This is a genomic window from Collinsella sp. TF09-1AT, assembly GCF_003436895.1.
Taxonomy (GTDB): domain Bacteria; phylum Actinomycetota; class Coriobacteriia; order Coriobacteriales; family Coriobacteriaceae; genus Collinsella.
Genome location: NZ_QSRC01000003.1, coordinates 216,257 through 236,183 on the forward strand (window position 1 = coordinate 216,257; position 19,927 = coordinate 236,183).

The 19,927-nt window shown below is 62.7% G+C and carries 13 protein-coding genes; 7 read left to right on the plus strand and 6 right to left on the minus strand.

Features of this window, described 5'->3' with window-relative positions; translation table 11 throughout:
• Positions 1 to 216: 216 nt before the first annotated feature.
• Positions 217 to 2,517, minus strand: a complete 2,301-nt coding sequence (locus DXC90_RS04135) for an LTA synthase family protein (RefSeq protein ID WP_117734876.1) — start codon at positions 2,515 to 2,517, stop codon at positions 217 to 219.
• 211 nt (positions 2,518 to 2,728) lie between these two features.
• Between DXC90_RS04135 and DXC90_RS04140 the strand changes: the two genes are divergently transcribed.
• The 5 genes from DXC90_RS04140 to DXC90_RS04160 all read left to right on the plus strand — a co-directional run bounded on the left by DXC90_RS04140 (position 2,729) and on the right by DXC90_RS04160 (position 8,520).
• Positions 2,729 to 3,604, plus strand: a complete 876-nt coding sequence (locus DXC90_RS04140; RefSeq protein WP_117734877.1) for a nitroreductase family protein — start codon at positions 2,729 to 2,731, stop codon at positions 3,602 to 3,604.
• A 167-nt stretch (positions 3,605 to 3,771) separates the two neighbouring features.
• Positions 3,772 to 5,799, plus strand: a complete 2,028-nt coding sequence (locus DXC90_RS04145; protein WP_117734878.1) for a KUP/HAK/KT family potassium transporter — start codon at positions 3,772 to 3,774, stop codon at positions 5,797 to 5,799.
• A 69-nt stretch (positions 5,800 to 5,868) separates the two neighbouring features.
• Entirely contained in the window at positions 5,869 to 6,063 is a 195-nt protein-coding gene (locus DXC90_RS04150) for a hypothetical protein (protein ID WP_117734879.1), read from the plus strand.
• A 113-nt stretch (positions 6,064 to 6,176) separates the two neighbouring features.
• Positions 6,177 to 7,802: an ATP-binding protein gene (locus DXC90_RS04155; protein WP_117734880.1), complete on the plus strand. Its 1,626-nt coding sequence runs from the start codon at positions 6,177 to 6,179 to the stop codon at positions 7,800 to 7,802.
• 4 nt (positions 7,803 to 7,806) lie between these two features.
• A complete protein-coding gene (locus DXC90_RS04160) occupies positions 7,807 to 8,520 on the plus strand; it encodes a response regulator (protein WP_199406609.1) in 714 nt (237 codons plus the stop codon).
• Positions 8,521 to 8,612: 92 nt separating this feature from the next.
• On the opposite strand, the gene rlmKL is transcribed toward DXC90_RS04160, so the two are convergent.
• Complete coding sequence (rlmKL, locus tag DXC90_RS04165; protein WP_117734881.1) at positions 8,613 to 11,171, minus strand: bifunctional 23S rRNA (guanine(2069)-N(7))-methyltransferase RlmK/23S rRNA (guanine(2445)-N(2))-methyltransferase RlmL; 2,559 nt, start codon at positions 11,169 to 11,171, stop codon at positions 8,613 to 8,615.
• Between the two features lie 75 nt (positions 11,172 to 11,246).
• Between rlmKL and DXC90_RS04170 the strand changes: the two genes are divergently transcribed.
• Positions 11,247 to 12,074: an HAD-IIB family hydrolase gene (locus DXC90_RS04170; RefSeq protein ID WP_117734882.1), complete on the plus strand. Its 828-nt coding sequence runs from the start codon at positions 11,247 to 11,249 to the stop codon at positions 12,072 to 12,074.
• A gap of 192 nt (positions 12,075 to 12,266) precedes the next feature.
• Positions 12,267 to 12,971: a transaldolase gene (locus DXC90_RS04175; RefSeq protein ID WP_233502152.1), complete on the plus strand. Its 705-nt coding sequence runs from the start codon at positions 12,267 to 12,269 to the stop codon at positions 12,969 to 12,971.
• Positions 12,972 to 13,855: 884 nt separating this feature from the next.
• Here DXC90_RS04175 and DXC90_RS04180 read toward each other — a convergent pair.
• The 4 genes from DXC90_RS04180 to DXC90_RS04195 all read right to left on the minus strand — a co-directional run bounded on the left by DXC90_RS04180 (position 13,856) and on the right by DXC90_RS04195 (position 19,727).
• Complete coding sequence (locus DXC90_RS04180) at positions 13,856 to 16,003, minus strand: Tex family protein (protein WP_117734884.1); 2,148 nt, start codon at positions 16,001 to 16,003, stop codon at positions 13,856 to 13,858.
• Positions 16,004 to 16,414: 411 nt separating this feature from the next.
• Positions 16,415 to 17,455, minus strand: a complete 1,041-nt coding sequence (locus DXC90_RS04185; RefSeq protein ID WP_117734885.1) for a Gfo/Idh/MocA family protein — start codon at positions 17,453 to 17,455, stop codon at positions 16,415 to 16,417.
• Between the two features lie 67 nt (positions 17,456 to 17,522).
• The gene (locus DXC90_RS04190) at positions 17,523 to 18,779 is read right to left on the minus strand and encodes an MFS transporter (protein ID WP_117734886.1); all 1,257 of its coding nucleotides are present in this window, start codon (positions 18,777 to 18,779) and stop codon (positions 17,523 to 17,525) included.
• Positions 18,780 to 18,845: 66 nt separating this feature from the next.
• Positions 18,846 to 19,727 carry an SDR family NAD(P)-dependent oxidoreductase gene (locus DXC90_RS04195; protein WP_117734887.1) on the minus strand — a complete coding sequence of 294 codons (882 nt, stop codon included), beginning with the start codon at positions 19,725 to 19,727 and terminating at the stop codon, positions 18,846 to 18,848.
• Between the last annotated feature and the right edge of the window lie 200 nt (positions 19,728 to 19,927).

Genomic DNA, 19,927 nt, shown 5'->3' on the forward strand with positions numbered 1-19,927 from the left:
CCACTGCAAGCGTTTGGGGCGACATTTTCCATCACCCCGATGACAAGCCGCGTTCCAGCAACTGGGCGTCTGTCCGGGCGGAGGCATATAAGGTTCATCGCGAGTTCCGCACGCAAAGGAGGCCACTTAATGTGGCCTCCGTCTTGCGCAGGACTGTCCGAGCAGGGAACCTTATATGCCTCCGTCCGGACAGACGTTTCAGTTATGAGCGACCCGCTACTTAATCTTGGTTGTTCCCGGTGCCAGGTTGGGGTCGGTCTCGTTGGCCTCGGTCTGGAAGTGCTCGGTGTACACGTTCTTGCCGTCGCGGAACATCTCGTAGTACTGCATCTTCGCGTAATCCTCGCGCGCCTTGATGGCGGCTGCGGCAGCGGCGTCGTCACCGGTGACGTTGGAGGAAAGCGCCCAACGCAGGCTGGCGTCCTCGTAGCCCACGGAGTTGATAGCGGGCAGCGACTCGCGCAGCGTCATGTGCGCCTTCTGGTAGTCGGTCAGCGGGGCGCCGATCAGCTGCATCAGCTGGGTAGACAGGTAGTTGGTGGACAGGTCGTCGACCTCGCTCGTCTGGTCGCAGCCGGCAACGTCGTAGTTGGCCCAAATGATGTAATCGGTCTGCCACAAGCGCTCCTGGTGCGTGGCGTCGTCCTCGTCGGTAAACCACTTATCGTTGAACTTGGACGGGAAGAACGGCTGATGGTCGCCCCAGAACACCACGACCACCTTGCGGTCGAGCTTGCTCAAGGCGTTAAGGAAGTAGCGCAGCGCCTGGTCGGACTGCTCAATGCACGAAACATACTCGTCGACATCGGAGAGCGTACCGTCCTCGACGGTCTTGGTGTCCAGGTCGGTCGTGTCGATGTTCAGGTGCAGCTGCTTGTCGACCGGCAGCAGGCCCGTGTCGTAGCCCGAGTGGTTCTGCATGGTCACGTCGAAGATAAACTGCGGATCGGCGTTCTGGTCGAGCAGCTCAAGAATCTTGTCGTAGGTAGCCTGGTCGGTCACCATGCCGCGTAGGGTATCGGCGCCCTGGAAGTCGTTGATGGACAGGAACTGGTCAAAGCCAAAGTCCTTGTAGACGTTCTCGCGGTTCCAGTTAGTCGCGTGGTTGGGGTGCATGGCCGTGGTGGAATATCCGAGCGACTTGAACTGCTCTGCCAGGTTCCCAGTCGTTTCCATGTTGTAGATGGTGTAGGGGTACACGCCCGAGCCCAGGTTGGCCATGGAGTTGCCGGTCATAAACTCAAACTCGGTATTGGCGGTACCGCCGCCGTAGGCGCTTACATAGAGCTTGCCGCGGCTGAGGCAGTTGGACAGGCTCTTAAAGTACTGCGGACCCTCGTAGCCGGCGCGCATGTTCTGATAGATCGACAGGTCCGAGAAGGTCTCGTTCATGATGGCGATGACCGTGGGCTTCTCGCTGTCGAACTGCTCCTCTGCGGCGGCGCGCTCGTCGCTCTTGGCCGCGTTGGACTTGTCGTAGGCCTTGGCGTACTTTTTGAGCGTGGCCTTGGCATCGTCGACGGAGTAGTCGGCGGGTTTGGGCGGCTTAATGGACTGTGCCGCACTAATAAAGGCAGGCAGGTAGCCCTCGCGCCAGTAGCTCTCGAGCGGGCGCCAGGTGTAGACGGTGATGCCGAGGGTGTTGTAGTAGTCGATGAGCGTGACGTGTGCGGTCGCGCCGCCCAGGCACAGTACCGCCACGAGCAGGTTGGTGAGCAGCATGCGCTTGGCGTTGGCGGCACCCTTCTGACGGTGCGGTGCCACCAGGCCGGCGTACTCGCATAGCAGCATGGCGATGGCGGTAAAGCCCATGGACAGCACGCAGAACAGCGAGATGGAGAAGGTGTAGCCGTTGCCGGCGACTGCGGCGGCAGTGGAGATGGCCGAAAGGTCGCCCGGCTGGATGGGCATGGATTTAAACGTGATGACGAAGAACTCGGCAATGCCCAGGATAAAGAGGGCAAAGGCCAGGACGGCCGGAGCTGCGCCATGGCGCTGGAACAGGAAGAACAGGCCGACCATGAGCACGGTGATGATGGCCCACTCGAGCAGGATGCATAGGGGATAGACCCAGGTAAAGTCGTGGTTGGACGAGACCTCCATGCCCAGCAGCGCAAAGACGCCGGCGAGCAGCAGGCACAGGACGGCGGCGACGAGCGGTTTGCCCACAAAGGCGCCGCGCAGGCGGGCGAGCTTGCCGGTGGGGGCGGGAGCGTCGGGCCCGGCAAACGCAAAGACGCGCGGGGCGATGCGGTCGCGGGCGATGCTGGCCCAGGCGCAGCCGGTAAGGATGGCGTTGGTCAGGATGAGCATCACAAAGGCGAGCGGCTCGTTTTGGGCGACGAGGCCAATGGCGCCCCAAATGGTCAAAAAGAGCTGGAACAGGCCGAAGACGACGCTCCACCCAAGAGCGCTTTTGGCAACGGTGCCCGACTGAGCGCGAATGGCCTTGGCCTCGCGCAAGACAAGGTAGATGGTCGCCGCAAGACCGACGAGCGAGATGGCGGCTGCGAACATGCTGAGACTCCTCACAAACTTAAAACCTACGAAAGCGGGGGTTCACCCGATTGTTAGCAAGATATGCGCTGCAATTGGTGGCTGCGCACAACCAGCCATATTAACGCGCACGTGTGGCGGTGTGGCGCAATGTAGTGGCGACCTGCGCGATAATGGACGGGAATTACACGGAAACGTAAAGGCTTCTTAAAGAAATGGCGAGGGTAGGGCGATGAGCGAGCAGGTTTGTATGACAGGCGCCGAGTACTGCGGCGGAGCTGCGGGCGTGGATACGTGCGGCTATCCGGTCGAGACTACGGGCAACACAGTGCTGGACATCTTGGAGCATCGCTCGTCTACGCGTGCCTTCGCGCGTGATGACGACGACCGTCCCGTGGCGGTGACTGACGAGCAGCGGGCGGCGATTTTGCATGCGGCGAGTCGCGCGCCGTCGGCGGGCGCCATGATGATGTATTCCATCGTGAGCATTCGCGAGCAGGCCACATTGGACCGCCTCGCCGACCTGTGCGATCATCAGTCCATGATCGCCAAGGCGCCCTGGGCACTCATATTTGTGGTCGATTATGCCAAGTGGATCGATCTGTTTGAGCACGTGGGCTGCTTTAAGCCCGAGTTTGTCGAGCGCACGGGCAAGGCGCCCCGTCGTGCACCGGGTCTGGGTGACTTTGCCATCGCGGCGCAGGACGCCGTGATCGCCGCGCAAAATGCCGTGGTCGCTGCCGAGGCCCTGGGGCTGGGGAGCTGCTACATCGGTGATGTCGTCGAGAATGCCGAGGAAGTCGCCTCGCTGCTGGACTTGCCTCCCTATACCATGCCGCTGTCGATGCTCATCATCGGCACGCCCCGCAAGGAGCGTCCGGCAATCGCGCATCCCGTGGTGAACCTGGTGCACGAGGAGCGCTACCGCCGCGCCGATACCGCGACCATGGACGCGCAGGTGGCCGAGATGGACGCGATGTTCCGTCCGCATGCCCGCGAGGCAGGCGAGCGCGTGGTGGATATCTACACCCGCAAGCACACGAGCCCCTTTATGGCCGAGATGAGCCGTTCCATGGAGTGGTGGTTCAAAAACTGGCTCGGCAAGTAACGAATGCGGCGATGTGACAAAGGGAAAGTCCCTCTGTCACATTCCATATCGCCGTGGTGGCCTAAAGGCCGTATAAATGTTTATCTAGCTGGGAAAACGGCGCCATTCAAACATGGGCCGATTACCTATAATCCCTTCGAACATTAAAGTTGGGAGGAAACCGGCTTATGGAACAAAAGGCCAAGGAGGCAGCTTCTCACGCTGCGATTCCTGTGAGCATCTCGGCGATGCTCGTCACGCTGGGCGTGGTGTACGGCGATATCGGCACCAGCCCCATGTATGTAACCAAGGCGCTCGTTGCCGGCAACGGCGGCATCGGAAGCGTCACGCAGGAGTTCGTGCTCGGCGCGCTCTCCCTTGTTGTGTGGACGGTCACGCTGCTGACGACCGTCAAGTACGTGCTGATCTCGCTGCGCGCCGACAACCACGGCGAGGGCGGTATCTTTGCCCTGTACAGCCTGGTCAAGCGTTGCGGCAAGTGGCTCATCATCCCCGCCATGCTGGGTGGCGCGGCACTGCTCGCCGACGGCATCCTGACGCCTGCCGTTACCGTGACCACTGCCATCGAGGGCCTGCGCACCATCCCGGCGGTCCACGCCGTGCTCGGTGACGACCAGGGTCGCGTTGTCGCGATCACGCTTGCCATTATCATTGCGCTCTTCTTGGTGCAGCGCATCGGCACGGCCAAGATCGGTCACGCCTTTGGCCCCATCATGACGCTGTGGTTTTTGTTCCTGGGCGGTACGGGCCTGTTCTTTGTCTTCCAGCATCCCGCGGTGCTGCTGTGCCTCAACCCGCTGCGCGGCATCGGCTTTCTGCTGAGCCCCAACAACCATGCGGGCATCATGATCCTAGGCAGCTGCTTCCTCGCCACCACCGGTGCCGAGGCGCTCTATTCCGACATGGGCCATGTGGGCCGCGGCAACATCTACGCCACCTGGCCGTTCGTTAAGTGCTGCCTGCTGCTGTCCTACATGGGTCAGGGCGCGTGGCTTATCAACAACGCTGCCAACCCCGAGCTCATGGGCATCGCCGACCTCAACCCCTTCTACCAGATGCTCACCCCGAGCCTGCGTCCCTTTGCCGTCGGCCTTTCCACCATCGCCGCCATCATTGCCTCGCAGGCGCTCATCACCGGCGCATTCTCGCTGGTGTCCGAGGCCAGCCGCCTGGACCTCATGCCTCATATGCAGGTCTTCTATCCTGCCGAGACCAAGGGTCAGCTCTACATCCCCATGGTCAACAACGTCATGCTCGTGGGCTGCGTTATCGTGGTGCTGCTGTTCCAGAACTCGGCGCACATGGAGGCTGCGTACGGCTTGGCTATTACCCTGACCATGATGTGCACGACGCTGCTGCTCTTCTTCTATCTGCACGTGGAGCGCAAGCTCAAGGTTGCGCCGTGGATCTTTGCCGTCTTCTTCCTCATGCTCGAGGGCTTCTTCTTTGTGAGCTCGCTCACCAAGTTCTTCCACGGCGGCTATTTCACCATCCTTATGGCCGCGCTCATCATGAGCATTATGGTGTGCTGGTACAACGGCACGGCGGTCGAGCAGCGCCAGTTTACGCTGCTGCCGCTGCGCAGCTACCTGCCGCAGCTCAAGCGCCTGCGCGACGACGACCGCTACGAGCTCATGAGCGACAATATCGTGTACCTGACCAAGGACACCAACACCGACTATATCGACCGCGATATCGTCTACTCCATCCTGGATAAGCACCCCAAGCGCGCTCGCGCCTGGTGGTTCGTGAATGTCGAGACCATGGACGAGCCGCATACCTTTGCCTACTCGGTCGAGACGTTCGGCACCGACTACGTGTTCCGCGTGCATCTGTACCTGGGCTACAAGATCAACCAGCGCGTTAACGCCTATCTGCGCCAGGTTGTTCAGGATCTGGCAGCCAGCGGCGAGCTGCCGCCGCAGACGCATGACTACTCGGTCTACAAGGATCCGGGCAACATCGGTACGTTCAAGTTCGTTACGATCCGCAAGCTTCTGGCGCCCGAAAGCGACGTGGAGCCGAGCGAGCGTACGGCCATTACGCTCAAGTACATCATCCGCCGCGCCGCTGGCACGCCTGCGCGCTGGTACGGCCTGGAGAACTCCAACGTGAACTTTGAGTACGTGCCGCTGTTCACCAAGTTTAAGGCCGTGAGCAAGATGCAGCGTCTGGCTCCCAACGAGCGCCCGTAATCGACACCTGAGATTTGACTGTGAACGGGCAGGTTTGCAATGACGGGAAATGAGTCTGGGGAGAAAACCATGGACGCAAAGACGCTTGACGGTCGCGATCTTGCGGCCGAGCTGGTGCGCGAGGCACGCGTCGACGCCGCCGAAGATCGGTTCTTTACGAATCGGGCCAACATGGACATGGCCGATCGTGTGATTTCGGTCGTGGCGCTGGTGTTTGTCGCGGCGTGTGTGTGTGCCCTGCTCGCGCACGTGCTGTTTGTCTAGCGACTGCCGGTCGTAGAAGGCTTTACACTTGGAACCACCACAAGGGAAACCACCACAAAGGTGCCTGTCCCCTTTGTGGTGGTTTTTGTTTTTGAGAGAGGGGCGGGGCGCTGATGGACGTCCATGCGGACGGCGATATTGCCGAGAACTTTTGGTGGCGGCGTACAACGCTGACGCGTCGCAGCCCTCTGTATGACGCCTGCGTATCGGCGGGGCTGCTGGTCGCGGCGACGATTGTGGGCGCGCTGCTCGACCATCCGGGTCTCGCGCCGAGCATCATGATCGTCTATGTGTTCGCCGTGCAGCTGTGCGCATTCTTTACCTGGAGTCGCCTGTATTGCTTGCTGAGCTCGGCTGCCGCCGTGGCGCTCTATAACTTCTTGTTTGTCGACCCGCGCTGCTCGCTGTCGTTTATCGACCGCGTCTATCCCGGCATGTTCTTCATTATGTTTGCGGTCTCGCTCGTGTCGAGCTCGATCGCGCTGGCCCTGCGCCGCGCCTTGGCGCAGGCTGCCGCCAGCGACCGTCGCACGCAGATGGTGCTCGAGACCAACCGTATGCTGCAGCGCTGCGCCGATCAGCAACAGATTGTGCACGCTATGGCAACGCAGCTGGCGCGTCTTTCGGACTGTCCGGTCGTGTGGTATAGCGCCGATGCCGACGACGATGACCTGCTGCCGCGCGCGACGTACACGGCCGTGGGCGATGCCGCGCCGGTGCACCAGTTGGCGCCCCAGATGCCGCCGCGGCTCTCGGCATCCGCTTATGTGGGAACGCCGCTCGATGCCACCTATGGTGGCTCGGCGTTCTACGGCATATACCTGACCGTGCGCTCGGGTGACACCATGGTGCGCGCGGGCGATCCCGCCTCGGTGGTGGGGGTGCTCGCCATTGTCGCCGAGCCCGATGCGCTGACGCCCGAGGAGCGGACGCTTGCCGATGCCATTGTGAGCGAAGGCGAGCTTGCGCTCGATCGCGCCCGCGCCATGGAGGCCCGCGAGGAGGCGGCGGTACTCGCTAAAAACGAGCAGCTGCGTGCCAATTTGCTGCGTTCCATTTCGCACGATCTGCGTACGCCGCTCACCAGTATTTCGGGTAATGCCGACGTGTTGCTCGACCAGGGCTCGACCGGCACGGCCGTGCTCGACGACCAGACACGCCGCGGCATGCTCCTATCCATTCGCTCGGATGCGCTGTGGCTCAACGCTACCGTCGAGAATCTGCTCGCCATCACCAAGCTCGAGGGCGGCGGCATGCACCTGTCGACCACGCTCGAGCTCATGGACGATATCGTCGAGGAGGCGCTGCGTCACGTAAATCCGGCCGTGCGCGAGCACGACCTTAAGGTAGTGGCGTGCGATGAGCCGGCGCTCGTCAACGTCGACGCGCGCCTGATGGTGCAGCTGGTGGTCAATCTGGTGAACAACGCCATCACCTATACGCCTGCGGGCTCGCATGTCATAATCTCGATTGGCGTCCATGGTGGATGCGTGGCGTGCTCGGTTGCTGATGATGGCCCGGGCATTGCGCCCGAGGACCGCGAGCGAATCTTTGAGTCGTTCTACACCGCCAACCATGGCCTAGCCGACAGTTGCCGCAGCGTGGGCTTGGGGCTTTCGCTCTGTCGCTCCATTGCGCTGGCACATGGCGGTAGCATAGAGGTTGCCGCGGCGGCCCCGCACGGCTCTGTCTTTACGATTGAGCTTCCCGCCGCCGATATTTCGTTTGATAAGGAGTAGCGCTGTGCCGAACTCTGCCGTGAAACCGCTCATCTTGGTCGTTGAGGACGATCCCGCCGTCCGCAACCTTATCGTCGCCGCGCTCGAGGCGCACGGCTTGCGCCATATGGCCGTGGAGACCGCTCACGCCGCCATCGCCGCCGCCTCGTCGCAGGCGCCGAGCATTGTGCTGCTCGATCTGGGCCTGCCCGATATGGACGGCGTCAAGGTGGTGGAGTCGGTGCGCGCGTGGTCGGGCATGCCGATTATCGTGGTTTCGGCACGCAGCGAGGACGTGGACAAGATCCGCGCGCTCGATGCCGGCGCCGACGACTACCTGACTAAGCCGTTTTCGGTCGAGGAGCTGCTCGCGCGCATTCGCACGACGCTCAGGCGCCTTTCGTATGCGCAGGCGGGCGGTGTTGCTTCCGAGGGCTCGTTCGATACCGGCGAGTTGCATATCGATTTTGATGCCGGCATCGCCACGATGGATGGCGAGGAGCTGCATCTGACGCCGATCGAGTACAAGTTGCTCTGCCTGCTGGCACACAATGCCGACAAGGTGCTGACGCACCAATTTATCCTGAACGAGATTTGGGGTACGGCGACTAAGAGCGACCTGGCGAGCCTACGCGTCTTTATGGGCACGCTGCGCAAGAAGATCGAGTCCGACCCCGCGCATCCGCGCTATATCCAAACGCATGTGGGTATCGGTTACCGATTGGTCACCCAGGGGTAGGGCAGAGCGCGGCCCCTCTATGAGTTGCGGTGAAATAGATCCTATTTTGGCCTTTACCAGGCATTTTTAGGAACTATTCCACCGCAATTTTGTTATTTGCCCTTGGGCTTGCTGGCGTAGAACTTCTTCTTTTTGGGCTTACCTGCACAGGTGGGCTTGCCGTCACCGCGCGGCCCTCGGTCGCCGGCCTGCGCGTGCGCGGGCACTGCTGTACGGGGCTTGTGGGCTTCGGGGTTGCGCAGCTCCTCGGTTCGCTCGGCAATCTCCTCGGCACTAAAGCCGACTTCGGCCATGGCATCCTCGATGGGCAGGCGGCGCACGATATAGCAATGGTGCACCTTCTGGTTGCGCGCGAAGTCCTCGGGGATGGTCTGCGCCGTAATGTCCTCCAGCACGACGCCCGCGCGCGCGAGCTTGCGCGTCTCGGGGCGGAAGCCGCGCAGGTTGCAGCTAAAGATGGCGTGGCCGCCCTGCGCGAGCAGGCGCGATACACCGGCCAAAAGCTCAACATGGTCGCGCTGAACATCCCAGGTGCGGCGGCCCATCTTGGACGAGTTCGAAAACGTGGGCGGATCGACAAAGATCAGGTCCCAGCGATTGCGCGTCTGGCGCTGGTCGCGAATCCAGGCGAGCACGTCGTCGCGCACAAAGTGGTGCTGCGGCCCCACAAAGCCATTCTGGCGCATGTTGCGCTCGGCCCAGTCCAGGTAGGTGTTGGAGAGGTCGACCGTCACGGTTTCCTCGACGCCGCCGTCGGCTGCATAGCAGGTGGCGGTGCCGGTGTAGGCAAACAGGTTGAGGAAGCGGCGCGCCTGCTTGGCGTGCTCGCGCACCAGATTGCGCGTGACGCGATGATCCAGGAAGATGCCGACGTCCAGGTAGTCGTCAAAGTTGACGGCAAAGGTAAGGCCGCCTTCCTCGATGAGCGGCAGGCGACGGCGCGCAATGTTGGCGCGCTCGCCCGAGCCGCCCTTGCCGGCGCCCTGCTTACCGTACTGCGAACCGCCGCGCGAACGTATGCGGGCTTTGGCGTGCACGTGCTCGGCTGGAACATCCAGGACGCGCGGCGCGATGGCCAAGATATCGAGCATGCGGGCCTGGGCCAGCGCCGGGTCGATGGTCTTGGGCGCGGCGTATTCGGCGATGACGAGCCAGCGGCCCGGCGTCTGCGAGCAGCCCTCGTACAGGTCGATGGCGGCGGAGTAGTCGGGCAGGTCGGCATCGTAGACGCGGTAGCAGCTCACGCCCTCACGCTTTGCCCACTTGCGGCGCAGGCGGGCGTTCTTGCGCAGGCGGTTGGCGAACTGCTCGGACTCGGGAATGAGCACGGGCAGCGGCTTGCCGTCGCCCAAATCGAGCGTGGCGGCAGGTTCGGGCATGGGAGCGTTGGCGGCTTCGTTTTCGGTATCTGCGGCCTGCTCCTCGGCATCCGCGCTAGTCGCAGCTTCAAATGCTGCGGCGGCGTGGTCGAGCGAGAGCCAAACCTCAATAGTCGCCTCTTCGTTGTTGGGCATGACGGCGATGGAGCGCGCGGGCTCGGCATGGAGTGCGCGGGCCATAAGGCCGTCGCGGGTGAGCGCGGCGACCGGTGCGGCGGTAAGCTCGGGCGCGCGACGCAGCTCGCCGACCAGCGTCATGGCGTCGTGCATGAGCGAAAGCGGGGTCTCGGTGGTGTCTGCGACCACGGCGGCGCCGGCGACAGCACCCGCATGGTCCAGTACGGTAGTGGGCTTGGCGGCGCAAAAGTCGACAAAGCGCTTATAGCCGGCGCACTTGACCATGCGCTCAGCGGTCTTGCGGGCGGCGGGGTCGATGTCTACGGCAACGATGCGCGCCTGGCGCTCGCGCGCTGCCGTCTCGCGCTCGCGTGCCTCGGCAAGCAGCTGCTCCCATAGGGCGGCATCGTGCAGCTGCCAGCCCTCAAAGCCCCAGTGCTCGCGCGCGGCGCCCGGGGCGCGGTCGGCCAGAATGTTCACGGCCTCTAGCAGCAGGCCGCCGCCGGCGCACGAGGCGTCGATCAGCGCGGGCAGGGCCTCGTTTTCGTAATCATCGGCCGTCAGCTCGCGCTCGCACAGCGCGGTCCAGCCGACCTGCGCCAATACCAGGGCGGCGTAGTCGGGGCGCAACACGTGCGCGCCCTCGCCGGCACGGGTCGCGGCGGGCGGCAGGCGCTTGAACAGCGGGTCGCCCGAAAGGTCCAGGCTTATGCTCGCGCGGCGCTGACGCAACGCAAGCAGCAGGTGGACATCGGGATCGGTGGCATCGACATCGGCGCGACGGCCTGTGGTCTCGGCCAGGCGATCGCACAATGCGTCCTTGGCGCGCAGGGCAGAGAAGCGCGTGTTGCGCAGCTGCTCGGTCACACCACGGGCAGTGATGGCAATGGTGGCGCCGGGGCGGACGATGTTTTCCCAGGCAATGTCGTAAACGGCATCGTACAGCTCGTCGGCATCCTGTGCCTCAAAGCGCCCGAGCACCACAAACACGCGGCTGGCCAGGCGCGACCACAGGCAGGCACGGTAGCCTTCTTCGAGCTCGCCCTCAAATGCAGCGCGGCCCTTCAGCCGGCGAACATGCGAAAGTCCGAGGCGTTTAAGCTCATCGGCGAGTGCGGACTCAAAGCCCTCGGGGCAGCTTGCGTAAAATTCCATGGGTGACCTCTCTGGTTGTGTCGCTCCATTATATGATGGAAGCTTCGTTTGCCATCGCCCTCGAAAGGAACCCATATGATTGATGCGTGCCCCGATTCCGCTGTACTGTTTTTTGACGTGGACGGCACGCTGACGTCGTTCGATCCCGACAGCATGACCGATAAGGACTTTTCGGCGGTGCGCCCCTCGCAGACGGTCATTGAGGCGTTTCATCGCCTGCACGATGCGGGGCACAAGGCGTTTATCTGCACAGGACGCCCCTTGTGGCTGATTGCCGATGGTCTGCGTGAGCTCGAACCTGCGGGTATCGTGGCCATGGCGGGGGCGACGCTCGAGGTTGAGGGCCGTGTGGTGCATGAGGATTGCTTTGAAGAGGACATTGTCGAGGAGCTTGCGCGTCGCGTTGTGGACGCCGGCATTGAGGTCTTTTTTGAGGCCAACGCTGCGACTTTTGCACTAGAGCCCGCGGGTGTTGAACGGTCGTCTCTGATCGGCACGCATGTGGTGCATAGCGCCGAGGAAATGCGCATCGACGGCCGCCTGCGTGTGGGCAAGGTGTGCCTTAACGAGCCCGGCTTGGCTCGCGTGGCCAATGACGACGGCTTTATCGAACGCAACTTTGAGCTGTGCAACACCGGCGGCCAGAATCGCGAGCTGAGTCCCAAGGGCATTGACAAGGGCGTGGGCGTGGCGCGAGCGCTTGAGTATCTGGGGCGCGCCGGCAACGCGCGCACCTTTGGCTTTGGCGATTCGGGCAACGACCTGGGCATGCTTGCCGCCGTCGAAACGGCTGTTGCCATGGGCAACGCCATGCCCGAGGTCAAGGCGGTCGCCGACTACGTGACCGACGACGTCGCACGCGACGGTACCGTCACCGCCATGCGCCACTTTGGGTTGATCTAATTATTTCGCCGTTCGGACGATTTTCGATCTGCAACTCACCGGATTCACATGCTCAATCGATTTATCAATTCAAACGCTAAGGCGTTTATACCGTTCGCCGAGAAGATAAAAAACCGCAGTTCACGCCTTGATAAACGTAGATAAAGTGTTTAGCAGTTCCACGCCCGTATGCTAACGAAAGGAATCAGGCAGATGGCAATCAAGGTGTTCGCTGACGGTGCAAACCTCGAGGGCATGCTCGACATGTACGAGAACGGCAACGTTCAGGGCTTCACGACCAACCCGTCCCTTATGAAGAAGGGCGGCGTGACGGATTACCGCGCGTTTGCCAAGGAGGTCCTGGCCCACATCACCGATGTGTCCGTATCGTTTGAGGTCTTTGCCGACGACGTCGAGACCATGGAGATCGAGGCTCGCGAGATCGCTGCCTGGGCCGAGAACGTCTATGTCAAGATTCCGTGCGTGACCACCAAGGGCGAGTCCACGGCCGAGTTGGTGCGCAAGCTTTCCGCCGACGGCATCAAGGTCAACGTCACCACCATCTTTACGCCCGCGCAGGTTGACGAGATGGTCGACGCCGTCGACGCCGAGACGCCGTCCATCATCTCGCTCTTTGCCGGCCGCATCGCCGACACCGGCGTCGATCCCATTCCGTTTATGACGGAGTCGGTCAAGAAGGCCGCCGCCAAGCCCAACTGCGAGGTTCTGTGGGCGTCCACGCGCGAGCTTATCAACATTTACCAGGCGCAGGCCTGCGGCTGCCAGATCATCACGGTGCCCAACAGCATTCTGGCCAAGCGCAAGAACATCGGCCGCGACCCGTACGAGGTTTCGCTCGATACCGTGCGCGGCTTTGCCAAGGATATCGCGGCGCTCGGTTTCCATATCCTGCCGTAACGCGAACACTGGCTGCGCCGCGGATTGTTCGCCCCGGCCTTTCCTTTCCCTATCGCTCACGCGCTTCGCGAGGGTCGCGCTAGGCAAAGGAAAGGCCGGGGCTGCCGACACGAGCCCGTCGGTAGGTCCTGAGCTGAATCGCTACCTTTATTCCGATGGGGGTCGACAGCGCTACCCCGCCAACTGTCTCGGGCAGTAATGGGGCTGGGCTCGGATGGCAACGCCGCGTGCCACTGGCGGCTTCGTTCGCCGGATGACGATTCGTGTTACGCGTCCGGCGTCACCTCGGACGGCGGCGTGGGCTCCGACGGCATCGCGTGGACAACGCGGTTCCGCATCATGGATCAACTTGTAATCTAATGATCTTCTAATCCATATCTATCAAGTATCGAAAACGATCCGGCCCCGAGTTGGCAGTCATCGCCAAGGCAAAGGACCCTGCCGGCTATGTGTTCGGGGCGACGCGCAAGTCGCCCAAGACCCTTCGATTATCCTTTGTTCCGCGCATGTAAGATCTCATACTTGACGTGGTTGAACAGCTCTACCGGGCAAACGAGGTCTTTGCGGTTCGTGCCCATAAGTGCTCCACTAACAAAAATCGAGATATTCGGCCTCAGGGTGCCGTCAAGATTGCCAATATGGCTGAAAAACGTCCCGTACCGCACCTCTGCGGGTGCAGATATAGGACGTTTGTAGAATATCTGACGCTTATTTGTTGAGCTTGCACTTTGAAGAGGTGTTATCGTGGCCCAGTGAGGCCGAATATCTCAAAAATTGCAGGTGAGGATTAGCGGAAACGGCGTCTCGCACTTCGGGATATCGCCAAATCGTTTTAGAAGGAGGGGCGCTCGGCGGAATGGGACCCGCCGAGCGCCTGCAGCGGCTTATTTGCCCCGCACCATGGTGAGCGAGATCTTCTTGCGGTCGCGATCGACCTTCTCGACCCACACCTTGACCGTGTCGCCGACGCGCACCACGTCGCTCGGGTGCTTGACGAAGCGGTTGGCAAGCTTGGAGATGTGCACGAGGCCGTCCTGGTGCACGCCCACGTCGACGAAGGCGCCAAAGTCCACGACGTTGCGCACCGTGCCCTTGAGTTCCATGCCGGGCTCCAAGTCGTCGATGGAAAGTGCCGAGCGGCTAAAGACCACCTCGGGCGCGTCGTCGCGCGGGTCGCGGCCGGGCTTCTTGAGCTCGTTGACAATGTCGATGAGCGTCAGGGTACCGCAGTCCAGGTCGCTTGCCAGCGCCGAGATGCTGCCCAGGCGGCGCTCGATGTCGGGCACGCCGCCGCGGCTGAGCTCGCTCGCCGCAACGCCGGCGCGCTCCAGGACGGCCGTGGCCACCTCGTAGCTCTCGGGGTGGACGCTTGTCGCATCGAGCGGGTTCTTGCCGCCGCTGATGCGCAGGAAACCTGCGGCGTTGAGGTACGCCTTGGGTCCCAGCTTGGGGACCTTCTTGAGCTGGCGGCGATCGGTAAAGGCGCCGTTTTCCTCGCGGTACGCCACGATGTTCTTGGCCACGCTCGGCGTGATGCCCGATACGTATCCCAGCAGGCTCGCGCTCGCGGTGTTCACGTCGACGCCCACGCGGTTGACGACGTCCTCCACCACGTGGCCCAGGGCGCGCGAGAGCTCGGCCTGGTCAAGGTCGTGCTGGTACTGGCCCACGCCGATGGACTGGGGCGGAATCTTGACGAGCTCTGCCAACGGGTCCTGCAGGCGGCGGCCCAGGCTCATGGCGCCACGCACGGTGACGTCCAGGTCGGGATACTCCTGGCTGGCGAGCTCGGAGGCGGAGTACACCGACGCGCCGGCCTCGTTGACGATGGTGTATCGCAGCCCAGGCGCCTGCTCGGCGATGAGCTCCGAGACGACTTCCTCGGTCTCGCGGCTGGCGGTGCCGTTGCCGATGACGATGGTGTTGACGCCGTCCTTCTTGACGAGGCGGGCGAGCTCGCGCTTAGTGCCGGCGACGTCGTGGCGCGGCTTGGTGGGGTAGACTACGCTGTGGTCGAGCAGCTTGCCGGTCTCGTCCATGACGGCGACCTTGCAGCCGGTGCGGTAGCCCGGATCGAGCGCGAGCACACGGGCGCCGCGGACGGGGCGTGCCGAGAGCAGGCCCTCAAGATTCTTGGCAAAGACGTTGATGGCCTCGGTCTGGGCACGAACGGTGAGTTTGGCGCGGGCCTCGCGCTCCAGCGAGGGGGCCATGAGGCGCTTGTAACCGTCAGCGATGGCGGCATCGAAGATGGGAGCAAACACGCCCTGGCGTCGGGGCCAACGGCTGCCGAGGCGTGCCGTGGCGGCAGCGCCGTCGACGTTCACGCGCACGCGGAGCTTGCCCTCGCGCTCACCGCGGTCGATAGCCAGCACGCGGTGGTTGGGAATATGGCGCAGCGGCTCGTCAAAGTTGTAGTACGGCTCATAGGGGGTCTTCTCGGCAGGGTCGGTGGCCTCGACGACGATGTCGGCGGTGTTTTGCGTAAAGGCGCGCAGGTCGGCGACGTTCTCGGGGTCCTCGGCCACCGTCTCGGCCACGATGTCGGCGGCGCCGGCGAGCGCTTTCTCGGGCGTGTCGAAGCCGGCCTCCTCGTTGACGTATGCCGCGGCGGTGTCGAGCGCGCTGCCCTTGGCCGAGGCCTGCATGATGATCATGTTGGCGAGTGGCTCCAGGCCGGCCTCGCGGGCCTTCTGCGCGCGAGTCATGCGCTTTTTGCGGAAGGGCTTGTAGAGGTCCTCGACACGCTGGAGCTGCGTGGCCTCGCGAATCTGCTGCTCGAGTTCGGGCGTGAGTTTGCCCTGCGCGTCGATGAGTAGGATGACGTCCTCTTTACGCTGCTCAAGATTGCGCAGGTAGGACAGGCGCTCGTCGAGTGCGCGCAGGGCGACGTCGTCCATGCCGCCCGTGGCTTCTTTGCGGTAGCGCGAGATAAAGGGGATGGTGTTGCCCTCGTCGATGAGCTTGACGGCTGCCTCGATGTTGACGGCCTTAAGGTTGAGCTCGCGGGCGAGCTGGGCGATAAGATCCATGGGACTCCTTGCGTTTAAGGTGCGTTTGCAGCACAGGGCTACCAAGGATACCACCCGTCCCAAAAGACTGTTTTTGGGGCCGCGCCACGAAAACGGTCTATCTACTACGTTTGAACCGTATGGGTCGACCATCCCCCGGTTTTCCGAAAATACGCAAGCCGTCTACCTGCGGTTTTTATTTCGCGAAATTCGGCATGGTTGAGGGTGGTCGGCTGAACGTAGTAGATAGGCCCATTTCGTGGCGAACGAACTAAGCTGAGGCGCAAAATAGCCTCGCTCCAGAATAATCGTCGGCAAGGTAGCAAAATGCCCCGCGGGCAGGAGGCTGCTCGCGGGGCAAAGAAGAGGGACTTGTTGGTGGCGGACCGAGGGGTCCGGCATGGGGTTTCTGCCGCGGTCGCTCTTAAGGCATTACAGCTCGACGAGCTGGCCGGTCTCGGCGGCCTCCTTGATGGCGTTGAGAAGCGTGAGCGTCTTGACGTTATCGGCGGGGGTCACGACGGGCTCGACCTCGCGGCGGACGACCTTCACAAAGTGCTTGAGCTGCATCTTGTGCGGCAGTGCCGGGTCGACAGCCGGAATCTCCATCTGCAGCGGCTTGTGCCAGTTGGAGGCGCCGTCGTAGGAGAACTGGTGCAGGCGGGGCAGCGACAGGGCGCCCTTGGTGCCGCCGATAAAGTAGGCGTCGGCGTCGAAGGGGCGGTACTGCGGGTCCTCGCGAGCAGTCGCCTCCCAGTTCCAGGGGCTGGCGGTGGCATCGGAGATGGTCATGCTTGCGAGCGCGCCATCGGCAAAACGGACGTTGACCACGGCGGAGTCCTCGGTCTCAAAACCGCGGGCGGCGCTGGACTGCATACCCTGGACGGCAACGGGCTCGCCCAGCAGATAGCGGAGCAGGTCGACGTCGTGAACCAGGTTAACCAGGATCGGGCCGGCACCCTTCTTGCGGCGCCACTCGACATCGAAGTACTCGTCATTCTTATAGATCATGTAGTGGAAGCTCGACACGGTGAGCTTGCCCAGCTCGCCAGACTCGATGATCTTCTTGGCCTTGTTCACAAACGGGTTGTGGCGACGGTGCTGACCCACGAGCACGGGCACGCCGGCGGTCTCGGCCTCGGCGGCGAAGGCCTGGGCATCCTCAAGATCGTTGGAGATCGGCTTTTCGACCAGCGGCACGATGTTGCGCTTGATGGCCTCGCGGGCAACGCCCAGGTGCAGGTCGTTGGGGGTGGCGATGATGACGGCCTCGGGCTTGACCTCGTCCATCATCTGGGCAGGATCGGTAAAGAACGGCACGCCGGCGGCCTCGGCCGTGGCGCGGGCGCCCTCAAAGGCGTCGGCGATGGCGACGAGTTCGGCCTCGGGCTCCTCGGTGACAAAGCGGATGTGGTTGCGGCCCATGGCGCCGGCGCCGATGACGGCAATGCGGACGGGGTTGAGCTCAGACATTTCGACTCCTTAATGCTGGTGGCTTGGAATGTGACAAAGGGACAGCCCCTTTGTCACATCGGTATAACTAGGCGGACTTCTTCTTGCTGTCGGAGACCATCATGTAGACGGTGAGTACGACGGCGATGGCGGCAATCACGATGGCGCCGTAGAAGGACTGCTGGTAGGCGGCGCTGCCGGCCTCGGCGTGATACAGCACGGCGGTGATGGGCTGGCTGATCCAGGTAGAAGCGGCGTAGCCCAAAAACATGATGCCGTAGTTGACGCCGATGTTGCTGGTGCCAAAGGCGCCACCGGTGAGCGGCGGGTAGATGACGAGCAGGGCGCCAAAGCTAAAGCCGAGCAGGGCGAGTGCCACAAAGAACATGCTCTGCGTAAAGCTCATCGACATGATGACGAGCGCGACGATGGTGACGACAAGGCTGATGAGCAGCGACTTGTAGGCGCCGAGCTTGTCGATGATCTGGCCAAAGGACAGGCGACCGACCAGGTTGGCGCAGGTGTTGACGGAAACCACCACACCGCCGAGGGCGACGGCTGCGGCGCTCGTGGGGTCGGCGAAGAGCTGGACGGCGGCGATGGAGGCAACCTTGCCCACGAGCAGGGTGCCCGCAGTGGCGGCGCAGGCGAAGGTGACGATGAGGACCCAGAAGCGCGGGGTCTTGACCATCTCGCCCGGGGTGAGGTCACCGAAGGTGCCGGCGTGCGCGCCGCCCTTGGGGGCCTCGAAGCCCTCGGGCAGCCAACCGGCCTCGGGGGCCTTCAGGAACAGGGCGGAGGCGGCAATCATCACAAAGAAGATGACGCCGAGCGCCTTGAGGGCGCCAAAGATGCCCAGGCTCGGGATGAGCAGCGAGGCGAGCACCGGGGATAGCACGGCGGGGCCGGCGGTCGAAGCGGCAAGGGTGATGCCGGAGGCGAGACCCTTCTTGTCGATGAACCACTTTTGGCCGGTGGTGAGCGCGGGGTTGTAACCCAGGCCGTTGCCGATGGCGGCGACGAGCGAGAACCACAGGTAGAACTGCCACGGCTCGGTGACGGTGCCGGACATGAACCAGCCCAGGCCGTAGCACACGGCGGCAGCGATCACGACGTTGCGCGGGCCGATCTTATCGGAGATACGGCCGGCGAAGATGCCCGTCACGGCCATGATGGTCTGAAAGACCGGGAAGGCCCAGGTAAGAGCGCTGGACCACTCGGGGTAGACGGCGAGCAGGTTCTTGCTCACGACGGAATACAGCGCGATGGAGCTGATGAAGAACATGGTGACGCACGCGGCGGAAAGCACGACGGCGCGACCCTTGTTGGAGTTGGTGGAAGCCATTGGACTCTTTCTAATCGATACGGGGGAGGAACAGGCGTGTCCGCGGGTCCTCCCTGTCGGGCTGCTTTACTGGTCAGTCGGCTTTGCGACGCCGGACTCGTCGGACCAAAGCTCGACACCCTTGTTCTTAAGGTAGTTGTCGGCAAAGGCGCGGCGGCCGCCGGGCTTGGCGGTGAGGTCGCCCATCATGTTGGAGAAGCCGCCATCGACCTTGATGGCGTCGCCGGTGGTAAAGTCCGAGCGCTTGGACGCCAGGAACATGACGGCGTTGGCGATATCGCTGACCTCGCCGATGCGGCGCGTGGCGATGAGGCGGCTGCGGCTCTTCTCGACCTCGGGGTCGGCGTAAAAGCTCGCCGACATGGGGGTCTTAACAAAGCAGGGCTCGACGCAGTTGGAGCGCACGCCGTAAGGGCCCCACTCGGCTGCCAGCATCTTGGACATCATGTTGACGCCGGCCTTGGTGGAGCTGTACACGCCCGAGAACGTCTCGGGGGAGTGGCTGGCGACGGTCGAGATGTGCACCAGGCGGCCCTGGCCGGCCTTGATCATCTCGCGACCAAAGCGCTGCGAGGTGATGAAGTAGCCGGTGAGGTTGACGTTGAGTACCTGCTCCCAGTCGCTCAGCGGCAGGTCCTCCATAGCGGCGAAGCGCAGGATGCCGGCGGTGTTGACGAGGACGTCGACGCGGCCGAAGTTGGCGATGGTGGCGTCGACGGCGGCCTGAACCTCGGCCTCGTCGGTGGCGTTCATCTTGTAACCCTCGGCGTGGATGCCAAACTCGGCGGCGAGGTCGGCAGCTGCGGCCTTGACCTTTTCCTCGTCCAGATCGAGCAGGACGACGTTGGCGCCGTTGCGGGCGAACTCGCGGCAAATCTCGACGCCCATACCGCCGAGTGCGCCGGTCACGGCGCAGACATCGCCCTCGAGCTTAAGCCAGTTGCTCATAGGAACTTCCCTTCTTGTGCCTCCCGGTGGGTCGCTCCCATTAACCGACCCACGTGGTTTTCGCTGGTTATCGTATGTTTTGCATTTGCGCAGGTGAATTGCATATTTGTTAGAATGGCGTTAACCGTAGGTTCACACCGTGTGCCGCAATTTGCCTGTGCTGAGCATGTGACCTGCGAAAACGACCCCCTGCGGCACCG

Excerpts from the sequence above, each read along its gene's own strand:
- DXC90_RS04135 (WP_117734876.1), bottom strand. The coding sequence starts at position 2,517 with ATGTTCGCAGCCGCCATCTCGCTCGTCGGTCTTGCGGCGACCATCTAC.
- DXC90_RS04140 (WP_117734877.1), top strand. The coding sequence starts at position 2,729 with ATGAGCGAGCAGGTTTGTATGACAGGCGCCGAGTACTGCGGCGGAGCT.
- DXC90_RS04145 (WP_117734878.1), top strand. The coding sequence starts at position 3,772 with ATGGAACAAAAGGCCAAGGAGGCAGCTTCTCACGCTGCGATTCCTGTG.
- DXC90_RS04150 (WP_117734879.1), top strand. The coding sequence starts at position 5,869 with ATGGACGCAAAGACGCTTGACGGTCGCGATCTTGCGGCCGAGCTGGTG.
- DXC90_RS04155 (WP_117734880.1), top strand. The coding sequence starts at position 6,177 with ATGGACGTCCATGCGGACGGCGATATTGCCGAGAACTTTTGGTGGCGG.
- rlmKL (WP_117734881.1), bottom strand. The coding sequence starts at position 11,171 with ATGGAATTTTACGCAAGCTGCCCCGAGGGCTTTGAGTCCGCACTCGCC.
- DXC90_RS04170 (WP_117734882.1), top strand. The coding sequence starts at position 11,247 with ATGATTGATGCGTGCCCCGATTCCGCTGTACTGTTTTTTGACGTGGAC.
- DXC90_RS04175 (WP_233502152.1), top strand. The coding sequence starts at position 12,267 with ATGGCAATCAAGGTGTTCGCTGACGGTGCAAACCTCGAGGGCATGCTC.
- DXC90_RS04180 (WP_117734884.1), bottom strand. The coding sequence starts at position 16,003 with ATGGATCTTATCGCCCAGCTCGCCCGCGAGCTCAACCTTAAGGCCGTC.
- DXC90_RS04185 (WP_117734885.1), bottom strand. The coding sequence starts at position 17,455 with ATGTCTGAGCTCAACCCCGTCCGCATTGCCGTCATCGGCGCCGGCGCC.
- DXC90_RS04190 (WP_117734886.1), bottom strand. The coding sequence starts at position 18,779 with ATGGCTTCCACCAACTCCAACAAGGGTCGCGCCGTCGTGCTTTCCGCC.
- DXC90_RS04195 (WP_117734887.1), bottom strand. The coding sequence starts at position 19,727 with ATGAGCAACTGGCTTAAGCTCGAGGGCGATGTCTGCGCCGTGACCGGC.